Origin of the sequence: Streptococcus sanguinis SK49 (genome assembly GCF_000212815.1) — a bacterium.
GTDB classification, from domain to species: domain Bacteria; phylum Bacillota; class Bacilli; order Lactobacillales; family Streptococcaceae; genus Streptococcus; species Streptococcus sanguinis_C.
In genome coordinates, this window is the sequence record NZ_GL890985.1 from 277,324 (window position 1) to 292,313 (window position 14,990).

The following is a 14,990-nucleotide window of genomic DNA, read 5'->3' on the forward strand; positions in this document are numbered from 1 at the left end:
AGCGGGTGTAGTTTAGTGGTAAAACTACAGCCTTCCAAGCTGTTGTCGCGAGTTCGATTCTCGTCACCCGCTTTGAACGAAAGTTCATACCAAGTTTTTTCGAACTTGGGCGCGTAGCTCAGGTGGTTAGAGCGCACGCCTGATAAGCGTGAGGTCGGTGGTTCGAGTCCACTCGTGCCCATTTCAATAGTATTATGGTCCGTTGGTCAAGGGGTTAAGACACCGCCTTTTCACGGCGGTAACACGGGTTCGAATCCCGTACGGACTATATATTTGGAGGATTACCCAAGTCCGGCTGAAGGGAACGGTCTTGAAAACCGTCAGGCGTGTAAAAGCGTGCGTGGGTTCGAATCCCACATCCTCCTTAGGGACGAATAGTATTGACGCGGGATGGAGCAGCTAGGTAGCTCGTCGGGCTCATAACCCGAAGGTCGTAGGTTCAAATCCTGCTCCCGCAATAGTTGGCTCGGTAGCTCAGTTGGTAGAGCAATGGATTGAAGCTCCATGTGTCGGCGGTTCGATTCCGTCTCGCGCCATAATTTTATAATCGGAAGGGTAGCGAAGAGGCTAAACGCGGCGGACTGTAAATCCGCTCCTTCGGGTTCGGGGGTTCGAATCCCTCCCCTTCCATAACCTTTACGGGCATAGTTTAAAGGTAGAACTAAGGTCTCCAAAACCTTCAGTGTGGGTTCAATTCCTACTGCCCGTGTTTAAATATGGCGGGTGTGGTGAAGTGGTTAACACACCAGATTGTGGCTCTGGCATGCGTGGGTTCGATCCCCATCACTCGCCTATTTGTTATTATTGGGGTATCGCCAAGCGGTAAGGCAAGGGACTTTGACTCCCTCATGCGTTGGTTCGAATCCAGCTACCCCAGTTAAAAACTTGAGCCGGCGTGGCGGAATTGGCAGACGCGCTGGACTCAAAATCCAGTGTCCGCAAGGACGTGCCGGTTCGACCCCGGCCGCCGGTATTGCTTAAGTTTAGCGAAGCGTTTTAGCTTCTTTTTTTGTTTTTGATTCTTTTCCTACTGTAGTGGTTACGAAAGTCCTGTCTAAAAAAGAAAGAGCTTCTTAGTGATGCCGTAGTAGTGTCTAAAGTTGTGACTCTCAAGCTTTCATAGGTAATGGTGTTTCTTTAAGCGAATCAGTGTTTTGTATCCCGAACACTCTTGGTAAGGTATTTTCGATTCTTTCTGGAAGTCATATTTAGCTAGTTGTTCTTGACAGTGAGAGCATATAGGAGCAAGCTAATCTAGCTTAGCGATGATTTCTTATGTACATCAGATGCCACATAATTCAAGATTATGATGTTTTTGTCTGTAGTTTCGATTAAGTTTTTGATAATTTTTAATTGTTCCATAAGAGTCTTTCTAATGATGGTTTAGTCGCTTTTCATTATAGCTCTTATGGGACTTTTTTTCTAGAACAAAAGAGCTTTTTAATTTCTACAGTGGTTTTACCCACTGCAGAAATCATAGGCATTATTTTTTAACTTTAATTATCCTAAGAATTATCTGAAAATATATTATTTTATGCTATAATGAAACCAATCAAAATTATGGGGGTTCGGAAATGGTAGAAGCAGGTCATAAATTTTTAGCAAAATTAGGAAAGAAACGTCTTCGCCCTGGAGGTAAGCTTGCAACCGACTGGTTGATAGAGCAAGGGCAATTTTCTAGCGATAAAAAGGTTTTAGAAGTCGCCTGTAATATGGGAACTACAACGATTGAATTAGCGAAAAAATATGGTTGCCAGATTACTGCAGTTGATTTAGATAAGGCTGCGCTGGCTCAGGCGCGACTTAATGGAGACAAGGCTGGTGTTGGTGAGCTCGTCACATTTGAGCAGGCAAATGCTATGAAGCTGCCTTATGATGACAATTCTTTTGATATTGTTATCAATGAAGCCATGCTGACCATGCAGACGGATAAGGGGAAGGCCAAATGTATGGATGAGTACTACCGGGTGCTGAAGCCAGGCGGAGTGCTCCTCACACACGATGTCATTCTCAAACAAAAAGATGAGAATGTCCGGGAAGAGCTATCTCGTGCGATTAATGTCAATGTTGGTCCTCTGACAGAAGGTTCTTGGATTCAGCTGGCCCGCTCTCACGCTTTTGATCGTGTAGACACCTTTGTCGGTGAAATGACCTTGATGAGTCTTCGAGGGATGATATATGACGAAGGACTGGGCGGCACTCTGAAAATCTGCTTCAATGCCCTTAAAAAAGAGAACTACGGCCAGTTTATGAAGATGTTTAAGATGTTCCAAAAGAATCAAGAAAAACTGGGATTTATTGCTATGGTTTCTCGTAAATAATGCTAGCCGCTTTGGAAAATCTAAAGCGGTTTAAAAAAATTTCTAAAAAAGCTTGACCCTGACCTTTGGTCAGGGCTTATACTATAGTGGTAAGGAGGTCTATCATGTACCATATCAAAGAAGCTGCACAACTTTCGGGTGTCTCTGTCAAAACCCTGCATCATTATGATAAAATCGGACTGTTAGTCCCCGCCAAATCAGAAAATGGCTATCGGACATACAGCCAAGCTGATTTAGAGAGGTTGCAGGTCATCCTTTACTATAAGTATCTGGGTTTTTCTTTGGAGAAAATAGCAGAGCTGCTGAGTCAGGATGAACAGGCTTTATTGCCGCATCTGGTTAGGCAGTTAGAGTATTTGCAGCAGGAAAGAGACCGCTTGGACACCTTGATTTCCACCTTACAAAAAACCATCCAAGATGAAAAGGGAGAAAGAAAAATGACAATGAAAGAAAAATTCGCAGGTTTTACCTATGAAGACAATCACAAATATCATCAAGAAGCTGTCGAAGAATACGGTCAAGAAGTCATGTCGGAAGCATTGGTTCGTCAAAATGGACGGGAAGAAGAATCTGCCGCAGCTTTCAATCAAGTTTTTCAAAGTCTGGCAGAGAATATGCAACAAGGCTTGCCGATTGAAGCAGCAGAAAATCAGGAGCAGGCAGCGTGTCTCTTACAAGCCATTCGCACTTATGGTTTTGACTGCTCTATTGAAGTATTCGGTCATATCGGTAAAGGCTATGTCTATAACCCAGAGTTTAAAGAAAACATAGATAAATTTGGAGTTGGCACAGCTCAGTACACAGCAGATGTGATTGCAGCTTATGTGCGAACAAATGCGAAATAAATAGGCTAGGAATTTCCTAGCCTATTTATTTCTACTTCAAGTCATAAAGCCAGTCGTCACCGTCTTTATAGTAAAAGAATTCACTTAAATCGTCTTCTAAAAAAACACGCAGCATATCAGACATGTCACTTGTTGCTAGCTTTAAATGGGACAGATTTTTAAAATCTTCCCACCAGACCTTTCCTTCGTCTGAGGATTGCAGCACACCGGAATAGTGCTTTGTCTTATAGAGCAGGACGACATAACGAAAATCTTTATCATCATACCAATCCTTTATGCCGCAAAGTTGGGGTTTGGATATGCTTAATCCAGTTTCTTCTTTGACTTCTCTGATAACTGCATCGGTAAAAGATTCTCCGCGCTCTACATGCCCGCCAGGAAAAGTGATGCCGGGCCAGTCAGACTTGACTCGTTCTTGTACGAGAACTTTTTCTCCGTCATAAATCATGCACATGTTGACGAATTCTACATTTTCTAGTCGATTCATTTGCTTATTCCTTTTGTTTGACCTGAATGGATAAATATGAGCCATCACTCATAATGCAAGCTCCCTGCCACCCAGCCGGTGCAGAGGGCAGATGTGATGTTGAAGCCGCCCGTGTGGGCATTGATGTCTAGGACCTCTCCAGCAAAGTGGAGTCCGGGAACGAGTTTGCTTTCCAGAGTTTTGGGATTGATTTCTTTGAGGCTGACTCCGCCCTTGGTTACAAAGGACTTGGCCAGGGACATTTTGCCAGTGACAGGGATGGGCAGTTCTTTAATTTGTTTGATGAGAGCCTCTTTTTCACTGAGATTGAGTTGTTTGACTTTCTCGGGAAAGGGTTGGGCAAAAAAGTCTGCCATTCGCTCGGGCAGGAGAATTTTCAGGCAGTTCTTCAGGGATTTTTCCCGATGTTCTTCTAAAAAATCCGTCAGAGCCTGCTGACTCATCTGTGGCAAAAGGTCCAGATAGATGGTTTCACCGCCCTTGACAAAGCTAGACAAGCGCAGAGCTGCCGGACCTGATAGGCCAAAGTGGGTAAAGAGCAAGTCGTGGGTGATGACATGCTTGCCATAGCTGAGGGTCACATCGTCCAGCGAAATCCCCTGAAGCGCTTTGTGAGGAAAGTCAGTCAGAAGAGGACTTTCAGCAGCTTCCAGGTCAGTCACCGTGTGCTTGAAGTGTCGGGCAATATCGTGACCAAAGCCTGTCGAGCCTGTTGAAGGGTAGGACTTTCCGCCAGTCGTCACAATCAATTTCTGGCAGGTCCAAGTCTGGTCGCTGGATCTGACAGTGAAAAGCTCATCAGTTTTTTTGACGGAGACGATTTCGGTATTGGTGATGACAGTGCCACCCAGTTCTGCAATTTTCTTTTCCAAAGCTTCGATGATGGTGCGGGACTTGTCTGTCACAGGGAAAACACGTCCGTGGTCTTCGACCTTGAGTTTGACGCCGTTCTCTGTAAAGAAGTTGATGATATCATGGTTGTCAAACTGGGAAAAAACGCTGTAAAGAAAGCGTCCGTTACCAGGAATACCAGCCAGGAGGTCATCCAAATCTCCATTATTGGTCACATTGCAGCGACCGCCACCTGTACCAGCTAATTTCTTACCCAGTCGTTTATTTTTCTCGATAAGCAAGGTTTTCTGTCCGTAGAAAGAACTGGAAATGGCAGCCATCATGCCAGCCGGTCCTCCGCCGATGATGATTGTGTCGAAATGGTTCATGTATCTTTTCCTTTCATGGAGAGTAGTTTTTATCTGTTAGTTGGAAATCTTGCGCTTCCTTGGTGAGCAGGCTTTTGCTGTCTTATAGACGTTCTTGGAAGACTACAGCTAAGAATATCTAGATTTCTAAATTCATTCGATTTTTTCGTTTCTTTTACTAGACTAATCTGTCTCATTGTATCATAAAAAAGGGCTAAAAAGATAGGAGTCAGGCTCAAAAAATATTGTGAAATTTGACAGTTAAGGCTTGATATGATAAGATTTAGGTATCTACAAACTAGAAAAAGTTTTTGAGGAAATTATGGCAATTGAAAAGACAGTCAGCGAGTTAGCCGAGATTCTTGGAGTTAGCCGCCAGGCGATTAACAATCGTGTCAAGGCACTGCCGCCAGAAGATACGGAAAAGAACGAAAAAGGAGTCACGGTGGTGACCCGCAGCGGCTTGATTAAGCTGGAAGAGATTTATAAGAAAACTATTTTTGAAGATGAACCTGTTAGCGAAGATGTGAAGCAACGTGAGCTGATGGAAATCTTGGTGGATGAAAAAAATGCTGAGATTGTGCGTCTCTATGAGCAGCTTAAGGCCAAGGACAGCCAGCTAGCTAAGAAAGATGAGCAGCTGCGCATCAAGGACGTCCAGATTGCTGAAAAGGACAAGCAGCTGGACCAGCAGCAGCAGCTAACAGCTAAGGCTATGAATGAGCGTGAAACCTTGCTGTTGGAGTTAGATGAAGCCAAGGAAAAGGTGCAGGAGCAAGAAAGCAAGGGCTTCTGGGCACGTTTATTTGGAAAATAAAAATAAGGTTGGGACATCTGTCTCAACCTTGTTTTAAATAAGAATCGCTTTTTAGCAAGTTTTGTATTGTTCACAACATAAAGGAGGAAAATGAAATCACAAAGACTGGGGCTTTTACGTCTCTATCGCAATCTTGATAAAATCCTGTTGCTCTTTTTCACAGTCTTTATGCTCATGGAGTTGGCTTGGGTGCCTTTTAACTCCTTTGCAGCAGAGACTCTGCTCAAGCAGACAGGCTACCTCTTCTTATCTTATACGAATGCCTTTAAAGTTCTGACTTCAAATGTCTGGGTTGGCTTAGCCTTTCTAGCGCTTTTTGCGGCCAATCTCTTTATCGCTTATTTTCAGATTGGACTGATATTTATGGGACTCCGCAATCTTCTGGACGAGGAAGAACGCAGCGCCTTTCAGTTCATTAAGAAAAGTTTCAAAGACAGCGGCTCGCTGATTCGCTACGCTAGGCCCAGCAAGGTCCTCTTTATTGCACTGTATATGGGCTTTATCTTTCCCTTTCTGCGGCAAATTCTCAAAATCTACTACTTGAATAAAATTCTGATTCCAGAATTTATCGTGACCTATCTCAAGACGGCCTTATGGATGAAATTATCAATCTATGCTTTAGGTTTTCTGCTTTTTTTGATAGCTGTCCGACTAATGTTTGCCCTGCCCAAGCTCTTTTTTGAGCATTTCCGCCTACGAGACGCGATTAGGTATAGTTTGGAGAAGACCAAGGGGCACTTGATTCGCTATACTTGGCAGCTCTTTTGGATACTGGCCAAGAGCTTTCTCTTCTTTCTTTTAAGCAGCATTCCGATTTTAGTGTTGCAGCAGTATGCGGATGGCCAGTCCAATCAGATAGCCTTGATAGCAGCGGTTGTCAATTACTGCCTCATAAAGCTGGCTTATTACTTCATGGTAGCCTACTTTCTGATTAAGTTTGTGGCTTTTCTGACAGACAGTAAGCTGTCTGAATATCGCTACAGGAAAGGCCTGCCTATCATGCGCTGGTTTATCCTTTTGGTCACTAGCTCTGTCTTTGCCCTTGAAGGCTTTGTCTATCTCAATCTGCCCTTGGAAAATGTCCCTCTGACCATCTCGCATCGTGGGGTTTCGCAGGGAAATGGTGTCCAGAATACAGTTGAGTCGCTAGAGAAAACCGCCCTGCTCAAGCCAGATTATATCGAAATGGATGTTCAGGAGACCAAGGATGGCCAGTTTGTCATGATGCACGATGCCAATCTAAAAGCCTTGGCCGGCGTTGATGCCAGACCGCAAGAGCTGACTCTGCAAGAGCTGACGGCTTTAGATATTTCAGAAAATGGACACACTGCCAAAATTTCCAGCTTTGATGCTTATCTCAAACGAGCCAATCAGATGGGCCAGAGACTCTTGATAGAAATCAAGACCAGCAGCTTGGACTCAGACGATATGATGGACCGTTTCCTTAGCCAATACGGAGCCAATATCAAGGTTTATGGCCATCAGATTCAGTCTTTGGATTATCAGGTTATTGACAAGACAGTCCAGTATGATGAGAGCATACCGACCTTCTTTATCCTGCCCTACAATACTATTTTCCCACGGACACAGGCTTCTGGCTATACGATGGAGTACTCGACCCTCGATGAAAACTTTGTCGATAAGCTATGGACGACGGATAAGAAGCTTTATGACTGGACCATCAATGATGCAGACAGCATTGGCAAATCCTTCCGCTTGGGTGTTGACGGTATGATTACCGACGATTTGGAGCTGGTGCAGAGCTCTATCAAGGAGCTGCAAAACAAACCCGACTATGCCCTGCTTTTGATGAGTAAGGCAGCTGATTTGCTTAATTTTGTGTAGTGGACTGGTGAGGGAACGACTATAAATCAAAAAAGATTGAGATTCTTCAGTCTTTTTTGCTGGTTCGAGTATTGCTTGACTTATGTTTAGTCAAGTTGGAAGGTTATTTATCTTGCTTAAAATGGCAATTTGCCTGCGAAAGCGCCCATTTTCTTCTGAGTAGCATCATCAATCTGAGCCAGCGCGTGATTCAGGGCCTGCGCAGTCATCTCTGACAGAGTTTCCAAATCTTCAGGATCCACAACGGCTGGATTGAAGTCAATGCTGACTACTTTTTTATCACCAGTCAGTTTAGCAACGACTAAATCTTGGGCTGATTTGCCGGTAAATTCTGTTGCAGCTAGTTCTGCCTGTCCTTTTTCCATTTGTTTTTGAAGCTTTTGTGCTTGCTTCATCATGCTTTGCATGTTCATCATAAGATTTTCTTTCCTTTCTCTCGCAAGGGCCAAGCCCTCGGTAATCTTCACTCTTCAAATTATATCATTTTTTGGAAAAGTGGCAAGAATGTATAATGATATTTTGATATTGATTTACAGTGAGTTTGACAAGAAAGGCGATACTATGGTAAAATGTTTGAGAATTTATATATTATTTAGGAGTATTTTCGGATGAAAAAACATAAATTGAAACTTTTGTTTCTTGGACTTTTATTACCTCTCTTTCTCTTAGCTGGCTGTAATGGTACACCTAGTATCAAAGGGAAGTGGAACGTTCAGGGAGCTTATGGTGATATAAATACTACGGAATTTACAGATAAAAAGGTAGTTGTTGAGGATAAAGAGAAAGAGTATAAGCAAGTTGCTACAGGCTTTAAGAATAATTCTCATTATGTAGTTATTGAGATCGAGAAGCAAAAATATTCAATTGTTTTCCCAGATGCTGATAAGAATATTGCTATTTTGCTCCAGCCGTCTTCAGATGATGACTATCTAAACGGAGAGATGATTTTAGCTATGAATCGTAAGGAAGTTCCAAACTACGAGAAATATGCAGAAAAATACATGAATCGATAAGAAAAAGGCACAAAAGATGTGCCTTTTTTCATTACATTTTTGATCTAATAAAATGTAAAGGGAAGTTCAATACTAGATCGCTCCAAATCTACCGTCAGCTGATAGTCGTTCTTATCACGAACGGTATGCTCGAAGTCCGTAGTGTAGAGGACAAGGCGCAGTTGGTCGCCTTTTTTCATCTTATAGATAGTTGGTTGCAGTTCAAAGGAAAATTCCAGCCATTGGTCAGGTGTTACTTCTTCGACAGTCAGTAAATTGGTTCGGTTTTGCAGGTTGATGAAACCTTTGGTGATGATGCGATGAGGCGTTTCGGCAAAGGGCAGTTCAACCAGATTGTCCAGCATATAGTAGCGGCCGTTGTCCATGACTCTAGGCTCAATAGGCGTAGGAATTGGTGTGAGGCGCTTAGCTGGTCCGAAGTCTAGCAATTGGGCAGAAATCAATCCCTTATCGGTGCTGGATTTGAGTCGAAGATTGAGCTGGCTTGCTCCGTTGAGAAAGAGGTCCTTTTCCAAGGTCCAGTCCAGAGTAATCTGGTTGACCTTACCTTCAAAAAGCTCAGTTTTAAAGCTTTGGTAGTTTTTGGCAAAACGATTATAGTCTTCTTCTGGATATTGATTTTGGATAGATTGGCAGTCTTGGCCTAGTTGGAGCTGAAGTTTTTGTTCTTGTCCACCGAAGTCTTCCAAGGTCAGCCAACTTTGAGCTTGACTGTTGTCCTGCCAAATGACTGCTGGCAGTTCGAAGTCTGATTCACATCCCAGAAGTTTATTGCTCAGCAGAGCATTGATAGACTCACGGAAGTCGATGGACTGCCAGTTGTTCATGTAAACATGGGCACCGTTATGGAAGAAAAGATGCTTTTTGATGTGGGGCGGTAAAGCCCGAAACATATTATAGACATGGAGAGGCTTGACATTCCAGTCTTGAGAGCCGTGGGTGAAGACGACTTCGGCCTTGACCTTATCTGCGTGGAGCAGGTAGTTGCGGTCATGCCAAAATTGATTGTAATCTCCGGTTTGTCGGTCTAGGTCTTTGCGCTGTTGCTCTAGGCTTTGCTGATAAGCATCATTATGACGCAGGTAGTCACCAGCCCTCAGATTGCGAGAGTAGGTCAGTTCGGTCAAGGATTCAAAATCCTCTCCTGGATAGCCGCCAGGACTTGTGACAAGGCCGTTTTCGCGATAGTAGTTGTACCAAGAAGAAATCCCAGCTTCGGCGATGATGACCTCCAGTCCATCTACGCCAGTCGTTGCCAGTCCGTTGGACATGGTGCCCAGATAGGAGATACCGGTCGTAGCCACTTTTCCGTTGGACCAAGTGGCCTTGATTTCCCGTTGGCGAGTGTGGTCGGTGAAGGCTCGGCAGCGGCCATTGAGCCAATCAATAACGTTCTTATATGCCTCGATCTGCTGATAGTCGCCGCTGGTCATCAGTCCTTCAGAGTCTTTAGTTCCTACGCCAGACACATAGAGATTGGCAAAGCCGCGGGGCAGCAAATAATCATTGAGCGTGTAGGTGCCGATATGACCTAATTTTTCCTCGGCTTCAGAGACTTCTTGGGTAGGAGCCGGCGAATCTAGTTGGAGCAATTTGAGCTTAGGATCTTGTACTGTGATTTGATGGGGCTCTTTTTTTGCTAAGTCCACATTCATATCATGAAGCGCCTTGTCGCTGGCAGGATCATTGGTTCCTTGATGATAAGGAGAAGCGGTCATGACAGCAGGGATTTTCCCTTGGTAACGAGGACGGATAATGCTGACCTTGATGAGATCCGGACGACCGTCTTGATCAGTATCCACACGTGATTCCACGTAAACTACCTCTCGGATAGCATCATGACTGGAAAAGGTTGCCAGGCTCTTACCGTTGAAGTAGTGGTGGGTATTGTCCTCAGGAATCAAATCCTCGCTGACTAGCTTATCAACTAAGAGGTTGCCATTTTTTGTCCGAGTGTTGAGCAGCTGGTAGAGATTTTCCAATAAGTCTCCAAATGTAATGGGAAAGCCCGTTTCTTTGCGAAAGGCCTCAACATCTGTAAAATCAATAAAGGGCGAGAACTCAAGCAGCTGAAAGGCCACAGTGTAAAAAACAGACGCCGTCAGTTCTCTGTCAGACTGGAAAAAGCTCAGCAGATCTGTTTGGCTGTCAGCAACCCAGGATTTCAAGGGATAATCTTTATTTTTATAAGTGAAAAAGCTGGTGCGGAGAAAATCTTCAAGATTTTCCTTATCAGAGCGATTGCTGTCATAAAAAAAGCCTAATTCAGCTAATTCTGTCAACATGTTTTCCCGTTTCGTTTTTGCATAACTATACTGATTAAAACGCATATTCTTCCCTCTTTTTCTTATTTTTATAAAAAATGACCTTTACATTATCCATTATACTTGATAAAATAGACTTTGTCTAAAAAATATTTAAGGAGTATCACTAAATGGATTTCGGTTGGGCAATTAAATATGCCACAGAATTTTTGGGTACAGCTATTCTCATTATTTTGGGAAATGGAGCTGTTGCGAACGTTGAATTAAAAGGAACCAAGGGGCATCAGAGTGGTTGGTTAGTCATCGCTGTTGGTTACGGTATGGGGGTTATGATTCCAGCTTTGATGTTTGGTAATGTGTCTGGTAACCATATCAACCCTGCTTTTACTCTGGGACTGGCTGTCAGTGGTTATTTCCCTTGGTCACAGGTTGCGCCGTACATTGCAGCCCAGCTTTTAGGAGCTATTTTCGGACAGGCCTTGGTAGTTGCGACTCATCGTCCTTACTATTTGGGAACAGAGAATCCTAATAATATTTTAGGGACTTTCTCAACTATCTCTAGCTTAGATCATGGCACGCCTGAATCACGTAAAGCAGCCTTGTTCAATGGTTTTATCAATGAATTTGTTGGTTCTTTTGTTCTTTTCTTTGCGGCTATGGGCTTGACCAAGAACTTCTTTGGAGCAGAATTGTTGAGCAAAGCTGAAGCAACTATCAATTCACAAGCTGCTCAGATGGCAGCACAAGGGACTTCAGTTCCTAAAGAACAGATTGCTGCTGCAATATCTCAGGCTAAAGATCAAGTTGCACCATTCCAAGTTGGTAGCCTTTCAGTCGCTCACCTAGCACTTGGGTTCTTGGTAATGGCTTTGGTAACCTCACTGGGAGGCCCTACTGGACCTGGACTGAACCCTGCTCGTGACCTTGGACCTCGTATCCTCCACTTCATCCTGCCAGAATCTGTTTTGGGCAAACACAAGGGTGATTCAAAATGGTGGTATTCTTGGGTTCCAGTTGTGGCACCGATTCTTGCAGGTATCACAGCAGTCCTCTTGTTTAAAACAATCTACGGATAAGCACATAAGATCAGAGTTGGGGGATTTCCTCAACTCTTTTTTCGAACGATAGAGAAGGTAAAGATGGAGATGCAAGTATCAAAATTTCATAAGGTCAGTGGCCGCAGAACCTTACTCTTTGGTTTTTTAGCCCTTGTTTTTGGCCTGATTATCATTGTCAATGGCTTCAGATTTACCAAGCTGGCCTTCGATTTTATTTCGCTTTATCTGACAGTTGTTGGCTTGGTAAATATTGTTCTTCATATTTTTACGCGCAAGAAAGAAGGGGCTGTCTGGCATAGTCTGCTTCAGATTGCAGTCGCTATGGGTATCAGCTGGCTCAACCGAATCAGTGATGTGCCTGTCAATATTGTGATTATCAGTTTGGGTAGCTACCAGCTCTTGACTGCCGGTATTTACGGAGTGACCTATCTCCTTTATCGGCAAAATCATGTCAAGGGCGGCTTGCGCTATCTATTTGATACCGTTCTCTATGGTGGAATTGGGCTGACCAGTATTCTTTCGCCTGCGACTGAGGGAAACTTGCAGTTTTTGATTTTAGGAATCTATTTGATGATGCTGGGAATGTCCAATATCCGGGATGGCCTCTTTTTTGATAATGACCGTGAAAAACATCGGCTGCGTAGGCAAATTCGTATTAACCTCCCTATTATTTTTGCAGCCTTTATTCCGGTAGAAAATCTGGAACACTTTAATCGACTGATTCAGGGAGATACTGCTTCTGATCGTAAAAATGTTTATAGTCTTGTTAAGAATAGAGAGAAAAAGGCGGACTTAGAGGTCTTGGTCCATACTTCAAAGACAAGTTTATTAGGGGGCATTGGTCATGTAGATATTTGCTATCAGGGACAAGTGATTTCTTATGGCAGCTATGATGTTTTTTCTGAGCGATGCAAGGGCATGATTGGAGACGGTGTTCTTTTCAAGGTTCCTAAAGACGCTTATATTGAGCTTTGCAAAAAAGAAAGCAAGAAAACACTCTTTGGTTATTCTCTGGTTTTGACAGATAAGGAGAAAGAGGCGGTTGAGAAGCGCCTGGCTGAAATTGATCAGCTGTTAGTAGAATGGGAGCCGCCAGCAGAACTGAAAAATGGCCAGCCAACATACTCCTACAAGTTGAAGCATGAACTAGGAGCGCAGCTGTATAAGTTTAAAACCAGTCGTTTCAAGACGTATTTTGTCCTGTCGACCAACTGTTGCCTGCTAGCAGATTCGATTATTGGGCAGGCTGGGACAGATACTCTGGATATTCGTGGTATTATCGCGCCCGGTACCTACCAGTCCTATCTGCAGTACGAGTTTGAGTCCGCTAGAGGTTTGGTCATTGCTCAGACCGTTTACCAATAAAGCCAAGGCCTTCTAGTTTTAAAAATTGTTTATTTGCGCATAATTTCTTGTCAAAAAGATGAAAATCCATTACAATAAAATGGTTTGGAGGAATTATGAGCGCGAATCATATTATTAGAATTATCCCTGTATTAAAGATAAATAATCGTCATTTAAATCAAGAGTTTTTTGTAAATCAGCTGGGCATGAAGGCCCTTTTAGAGGAAGCTGCTTTTCTGTCCTTGGGAGATCAGACCAAGACTGAGAAACTGCAGCTGGAAGAATCGCCTAGTATGCGGTCGCGGCGAGTCCAAGGTCCTAAAAAATTAGCCAGAATCGTTGTCAAGGTTGCAGATGCTAAAGAAATCGAGTCGCTATTGGCTCAAAAGCCTGCTTGGACTAAGCTGTATAAAGGAGAGAAAGGCTATGCTTTTGAATCTCTGTCACCAGAGGGCGATCTAGTTCTTCTGCATGCAGAAGAGAATAGAGCAAATCTGCAAGCAGTCACGGCGGTGCCTGACTTTGAAAAGCAAGAGGACTTCATCGGCCTTAGCCAATTTGAGATAGAGACGGTAGAAATTCGTGTACCTAATGCCAATGAAGCCCAAGAATTTTACAGCAAGATTGAAAATGCGCTGGACTTTCTGACCTTTATAGAAGCAGAGGGTCAAGACTTGCAGGCAGACAATGCCCTAACTTGGGACTTGACTATGCTCAAAGCTCAAGTCAATCGTTTAGAAACCGCTGCGCTGCGTCCTATCTTTGAAGGACACGAGGTCTTTGTACCCAAGTCAGATAAGTTCCTGCTGAGTCAGGATTTTAGTAAGATTGAATTGTGGTTTGAAGCATGACTCTAGAAAACATCATCAGTAAAATCAAAGAACAGCTAAAAGATGGTATCTATCCCGGTGCTAGTCTGGCCTTGTACCAAGCTGGCCGGTGGCAGGAATTCTACTTTGGTCTAGCTGATCCGCAAGAAGGGAAGACCACTCAAGCGGGTTTGGTCTATGACTTGGCTAGCGTCAGCAAGGTGGTCGGAGTTGGGACTCTGGCAGCCTTTTTATATGAGCAAGGCAAGCTGGAGCTGGATTTGCCCTTGCAGCATTACTATCCGGCCTTCCATCGAGAAGATGTGACCTTGCGTCAGCTCTTGACCCACACATCTGGGCTGGATCCTTTTATTCCCAATCGTGATCAGCTGACAGCTCCCGAGTTGAAAGCAGCACTCAATCATTTGACAGTGCTTGAAGATAAGATTTTCCGCTATACGGATGTGAATTTTCTGCTCTTGGGCTTTATGTTGGAAGAGATCTACGGTCAGTCCTTGGATCAGATTTTTCAAAGTCAGATTTTCCAGCCTTGGGGTTTGGCTGAGACTAGTTTTGGACCAGTTCCAGGAGCTGTGCCGACCGTTCGCGGTGTCAAGGATGGTCAGGTTCATGACCCTAAGGCGCGTGTGCTGGGTGTCCATGCTGGCAGTGCGGGCTTATTTTCAACTCTCAGGGATTTGGAAATATTTCTGGAGCATTATCTGCAGGGTGACTTTGCGGCCAATCTGACCCAGAATTTTTCCAAGGAGTCAGGCAAAAGACGCAGTCTAGCTTGGAATCTAGAGGGCAGCTGGCTGGATCACACTGGCTACACAGGAACCTTTATTATGTATAATCGCAAGGAGCAAAAGGCGGCTATTTTCCTATCCAACCGGACCTATGAAAAAGACGAGCGGGCTCAATGGATCTTGGATCGTAACCAGCTGATGGACCTGATAAGAAGAGAACTTTAAAAGACTCCGGCTGC

At 43.9% G+C, this 14,990-nt stretch carries 13 protein-coding genes, 11 tRNA genes and 1 pseudogene; 20 read left to right on the plus strand and 5 right to left on the minus strand.

Annotated elements, in window-relative coordinates:
• Window position 1: 1 nt before the first annotated feature.
• The 11 genes from HMPREF9380_RS09510 (at window position 2) to HMPREF9380_RS09460 (ending at window position 973) form a co-directional block, all read left to right on the plus strand.
• Window positions 2–72 (plus strand) — tRNA-Gly (locus HMPREF9380_RS09510).
• A gap of 35 nt (window positions 73–107) precedes the next feature.
• Window positions 108–181: transfer RNA gene (locus HMPREF9380_RS09505), tRNA-Ile, on the plus strand.
• A 15-nt stretch (window positions 182–196) separates the two neighbouring features.
• Window positions 197–268: transfer RNA gene (locus HMPREF9380_RS09500), tRNA-Glu, on the plus strand.
• 7 nt (window positions 269–275) lie between these two features.
• Window positions 276–365: transfer RNA gene (locus HMPREF9380_RS09495), tRNA-Ser, on the plus strand.
• Between the two features lie 19 nt (window positions 366–384).
• Window positions 385–458, plus strand: a tRNA-Met gene (locus HMPREF9380_RS09490).
• A gap of 5 nt (window positions 459–463) precedes the next feature.
• A tRNA-Phe gene (locus tag HMPREF9380_RS09485) sits at window positions 464–536 on the plus strand.
• Window positions 537–549: 13 nt separating this feature from the next.
• Window positions 550–630 (plus strand) — tRNA-Tyr (locus tag HMPREF9380_RS09480).
• 8 nt (window positions 631–638) lie between these two features.
• Window positions 639–709 (plus strand) — tRNA-Trp (locus HMPREF9380_RS09475).
• 10 nt (window positions 710–719) lie between these two features.
• Window positions 720–792 (plus strand) — tRNA-His (locus HMPREF9380_RS09470).
• 13 nt (window positions 793–805) lie between these two features.
• Window positions 806–877: transfer RNA gene (locus tag HMPREF9380_RS09465), tRNA-Gln, on the plus strand.
• Window positions 878–889: 12 nt separating this feature from the next.
• Window positions 890–973 (plus strand) — tRNA-Leu (locus tag HMPREF9380_RS09460).
• Window positions 974–1,123: 150 nt separating this feature from the next.
• Here the strand turns inward: HMPREF9380_RS09460 and HMPREF9380_RS11975 are convergent.
• Window positions 1,124–1,362, minus strand: a pseudogene (locus HMPREF9380_RS11975) (ISL3 family transposase); the annotation flags it as partial.
• A gap of 212 nt (window positions 1,363–1,574) precedes the next feature.
• On the opposite strand from HMPREF9380_RS11975, the gene HMPREF9380_RS09455 reads away from it, so the two are divergent.
• A complete protein-coding gene (locus HMPREF9380_RS09455) occupies window positions 1,575–2,321 on the plus strand; it encodes a class I SAM-dependent methyltransferase (RefSeq protein WP_002931942.1) in 747 nt (248 codons plus the stop codon).
• A gap of 104 nt (window positions 2,322–2,425) precedes the next feature.
• The gene (locus tag HMPREF9380_RS09450) at window positions 2,426–3,166 is read left to right on the plus strand and encodes a MerR family transcriptional regulator (protein ID WP_002931945.1); all 741 of its coding nucleotides are present in this window, start codon (window positions 2,426–2,428) and stop codon (window positions 3,164–3,166) included.
• 31 nt (window positions 3,167–3,197) lie between these two features.
• Here HMPREF9380_RS09450 and HMPREF9380_RS09445 read toward each other — a convergent pair whose 3' ends face one another.
• Both HMPREF9380_RS09445 and HMPREF9380_RS09440 read right to left on the minus strand, forming a co-directional pair.
• A complete protein-coding gene (locus tag HMPREF9380_RS09445) occupies window positions 3,198–3,653 on the minus strand; it encodes an 8-oxo-dGTP diphosphatase (RefSeq protein ID WP_032907146.1) in 456 nt (151 codons plus the stop codon).
• A 44-nt stretch (window positions 3,654–3,697) separates the two neighbouring features.
• Complete coding sequence (locus HMPREF9380_RS09440) at window positions 3,698–4,873, minus strand: BaiN/RdsA family NAD(P)/FAD-dependent oxidoreductase (protein WP_002931949.1); 1,176 nt, start codon at window positions 4,871–4,873, stop codon at window positions 3,698–3,700.
• 301 nt (window positions 4,874–5,174) lie between these two features.
• Between HMPREF9380_RS09440 and HMPREF9380_RS09435 the strand changes: the two genes are divergently transcribed.
• Window positions 5,175–5,669, plus strand: coding sequence for a DUF536 domain-containing protein (locus HMPREF9380_RS09435; RefSeq protein WP_002896624.1), 495 nt, complete (start codon window positions 5,175–5,177; stop codon window positions 5,667–5,669).
• Between the two features lie 90 nt (window positions 5,670–5,759).
• Complete coding sequence (locus HMPREF9380_RS09430) at window positions 5,760–7,514, plus strand: glycerophosphoryl diester phosphodiesterase membrane domain-containing protein (RefSeq protein ID WP_002931950.1); 1,755 nt, start codon at window positions 5,760–5,762, stop codon at window positions 7,512–7,514.
• A 116-nt stretch (window positions 7,515–7,630) separates the two neighbouring features.
• Here HMPREF9380_RS09430 and HMPREF9380_RS09425 read toward each other — a convergent pair whose 3' ends face one another.
• Window positions 7,631–7,930 carry a YbaB/EbfC family nucleoid-associated protein gene (locus HMPREF9380_RS09425; RefSeq protein ID WP_002919734.1) on the minus strand — a complete coding sequence of 100 codons (300 nt, stop codon included), beginning with the start codon at window positions 7,928–7,930 and terminating at the stop codon, window positions 7,631–7,633.
• A 192-nt stretch (window positions 7,931–8,122) separates the two neighbouring features.
• On the opposite strand from HMPREF9380_RS09425, the gene HMPREF9380_RS09420 reads away from it, so the two are divergent.
• Window positions 8,123–8,527: a hypothetical protein gene (locus HMPREF9380_RS09420; protein ID WP_002931955.1), complete on the plus strand. Its 405-nt coding sequence runs from the start codon at window positions 8,123–8,125 to the stop codon at window positions 8,525–8,527.
• Window positions 8,528–8,571: 44 nt separating this feature from the next.
• Here HMPREF9380_RS09420 and HMPREF9380_RS09415 read toward each other — a convergent pair whose 3' ends face one another.
• Complete coding sequence (locus HMPREF9380_RS09415; RefSeq protein ID WP_002931959.1) at window positions 8,572–10,857, minus strand: Xaa-Pro dipeptidyl-peptidase; 2,286 nt, start codon at window positions 10,855–10,857, stop codon at window positions 8,572–8,574.
• Between the two features lie 104 nt (window positions 10,858–10,961).
• Between HMPREF9380_RS09415 and gla the strand changes: the two genes are divergently transcribed.
• The 4 genes from gla to HMPREF9380_RS09395 all read left to right on the plus strand — a co-directional run bounded on the left by gla (window position 10,962) and on the right by HMPREF9380_RS09395 (window position 14,976).
• Window positions 10,962–11,867 carry an aquaglyceroporin Gla gene (gene gla, locus HMPREF9380_RS09410; RefSeq protein ID WP_002898407.1) on the plus strand — a complete coding sequence of 302 codons (906 nt, stop codon included), beginning with the start codon at window positions 10,962–10,964 and terminating at the stop codon, window positions 11,865–11,867.
• Between the two features lie 63 nt (window positions 11,868–11,930).
• A complete protein-coding gene (locus HMPREF9380_RS09405; protein ID WP_002931961.1) occupies window positions 11,931–13,214 on the plus strand; it encodes a hypothetical protein in 1,284 nt (427 codons plus the stop codon).
• Window positions 13,215–13,309: 95 nt separating this feature from the next.
• Window positions 13,310–14,044: a CppA N-terminal domain-containing protein gene (locus HMPREF9380_RS09400; protein ID WP_002931962.1), complete on the plus strand. Its 735-nt coding sequence runs from the start codon at window positions 13,310–13,312 to the stop codon at window positions 14,042–14,044.
• Window positions 14,041–14,976 (plus strand): serine hydrolase domain-containing protein, encoded by a 936-nt coding sequence (locus HMPREF9380_RS09395; RefSeq protein WP_002931965.1) that lies wholly within the window; start codon window positions 14,041–14,043, stop codon window positions 14,974–14,976. The genes HMPREF9380_RS09400 and HMPREF9380_RS09395 overlap by 4 nt, the downstream gene beginning before the upstream one ends.
• Window positions 14,977–14,990: the final 14 nt, after the last annotated feature.

Bases quoted from the DNA above. Each gene is read 5' to 3' on its own strand.
- HMPREF9380_RS09455 (WP_002931942.1), top strand. From the start codon at position 1,575: ATGGTAGAAGCAGGTCATAAATTTTTAGCAAAATTAGGAAAGAAACGT.
- HMPREF9380_RS09450 (WP_002931945.1), top strand. From the start codon at position 2,426: ATGTACCATATCAAAGAAGCTGCACAACTTTCGGGTGTCTCTGTCAAA.
- HMPREF9380_RS09445 (WP_032907146.1), bottom strand. From the start codon at position 3,653: ATGAATCGACTAGAAAATGTAGAATTCGTCAACATGTGCATGATTTAT.
- HMPREF9380_RS09440 (WP_002931949.1), bottom strand. From the start codon at position 4,873: ATGAACCATTTCGACACAATCATCATCGGCGGAGGACCGGCTGGCATG.
- HMPREF9380_RS09435 (WP_002896624.1), top strand. From the start codon at position 5,175: ATGGCAATTGAAAAGACAGTCAGCGAGTTAGCCGAGATTCTTGGAGTT.
- HMPREF9380_RS09430 (WP_002931950.1), top strand. From the start codon at position 5,760: ATGAAATCACAAAGACTGGGGCTTTTACGTCTCTATCGCAATCTTGAT.
- HMPREF9380_RS09425 (WP_002919734.1), bottom strand. From the start codon at position 7,930: ATGATGAACATGCAAAGCATGATGAAGCAAGCACAAAAGCTTCAAAAA.
- HMPREF9380_RS09420 (WP_002931955.1), top strand. From the start codon at position 8,123: ATGAAAAAACATAAATTGAAACTTTTGTTTCTTGGACTTTTATTACCT.
- HMPREF9380_RS09415 (WP_002931959.1), bottom strand. From the start codon at position 10,857: ATGCGTTTTAATCAGTATAGTTATGCAAAAACGAAACGGGAAAACATG.
- gla (WP_002898407.1), top strand. From the start codon at position 10,962: ATGGATTTCGGTTGGGCAATTAAATATGCCACAGAATTTTTGGGTACA.
- HMPREF9380_RS09405 (WP_002931961.1), top strand. From the start codon at position 11,931: ATGGAGATGCAAGTATCAAAATTTCATAAGGTCAGTGGCCGCAGAACC.
- HMPREF9380_RS09400 (WP_002931962.1), top strand. From the start codon at position 13,310: ATGAGCGCGAATCATATTATTAGAATTATCCCTGTATTAAAGATAAAT.
- HMPREF9380_RS09395 (WP_002931965.1), top strand. From the start codon at position 14,041: ATGACTCTAGAAAACATCATCAGTAAAATCAAAGAACAGCTAAAAGAT.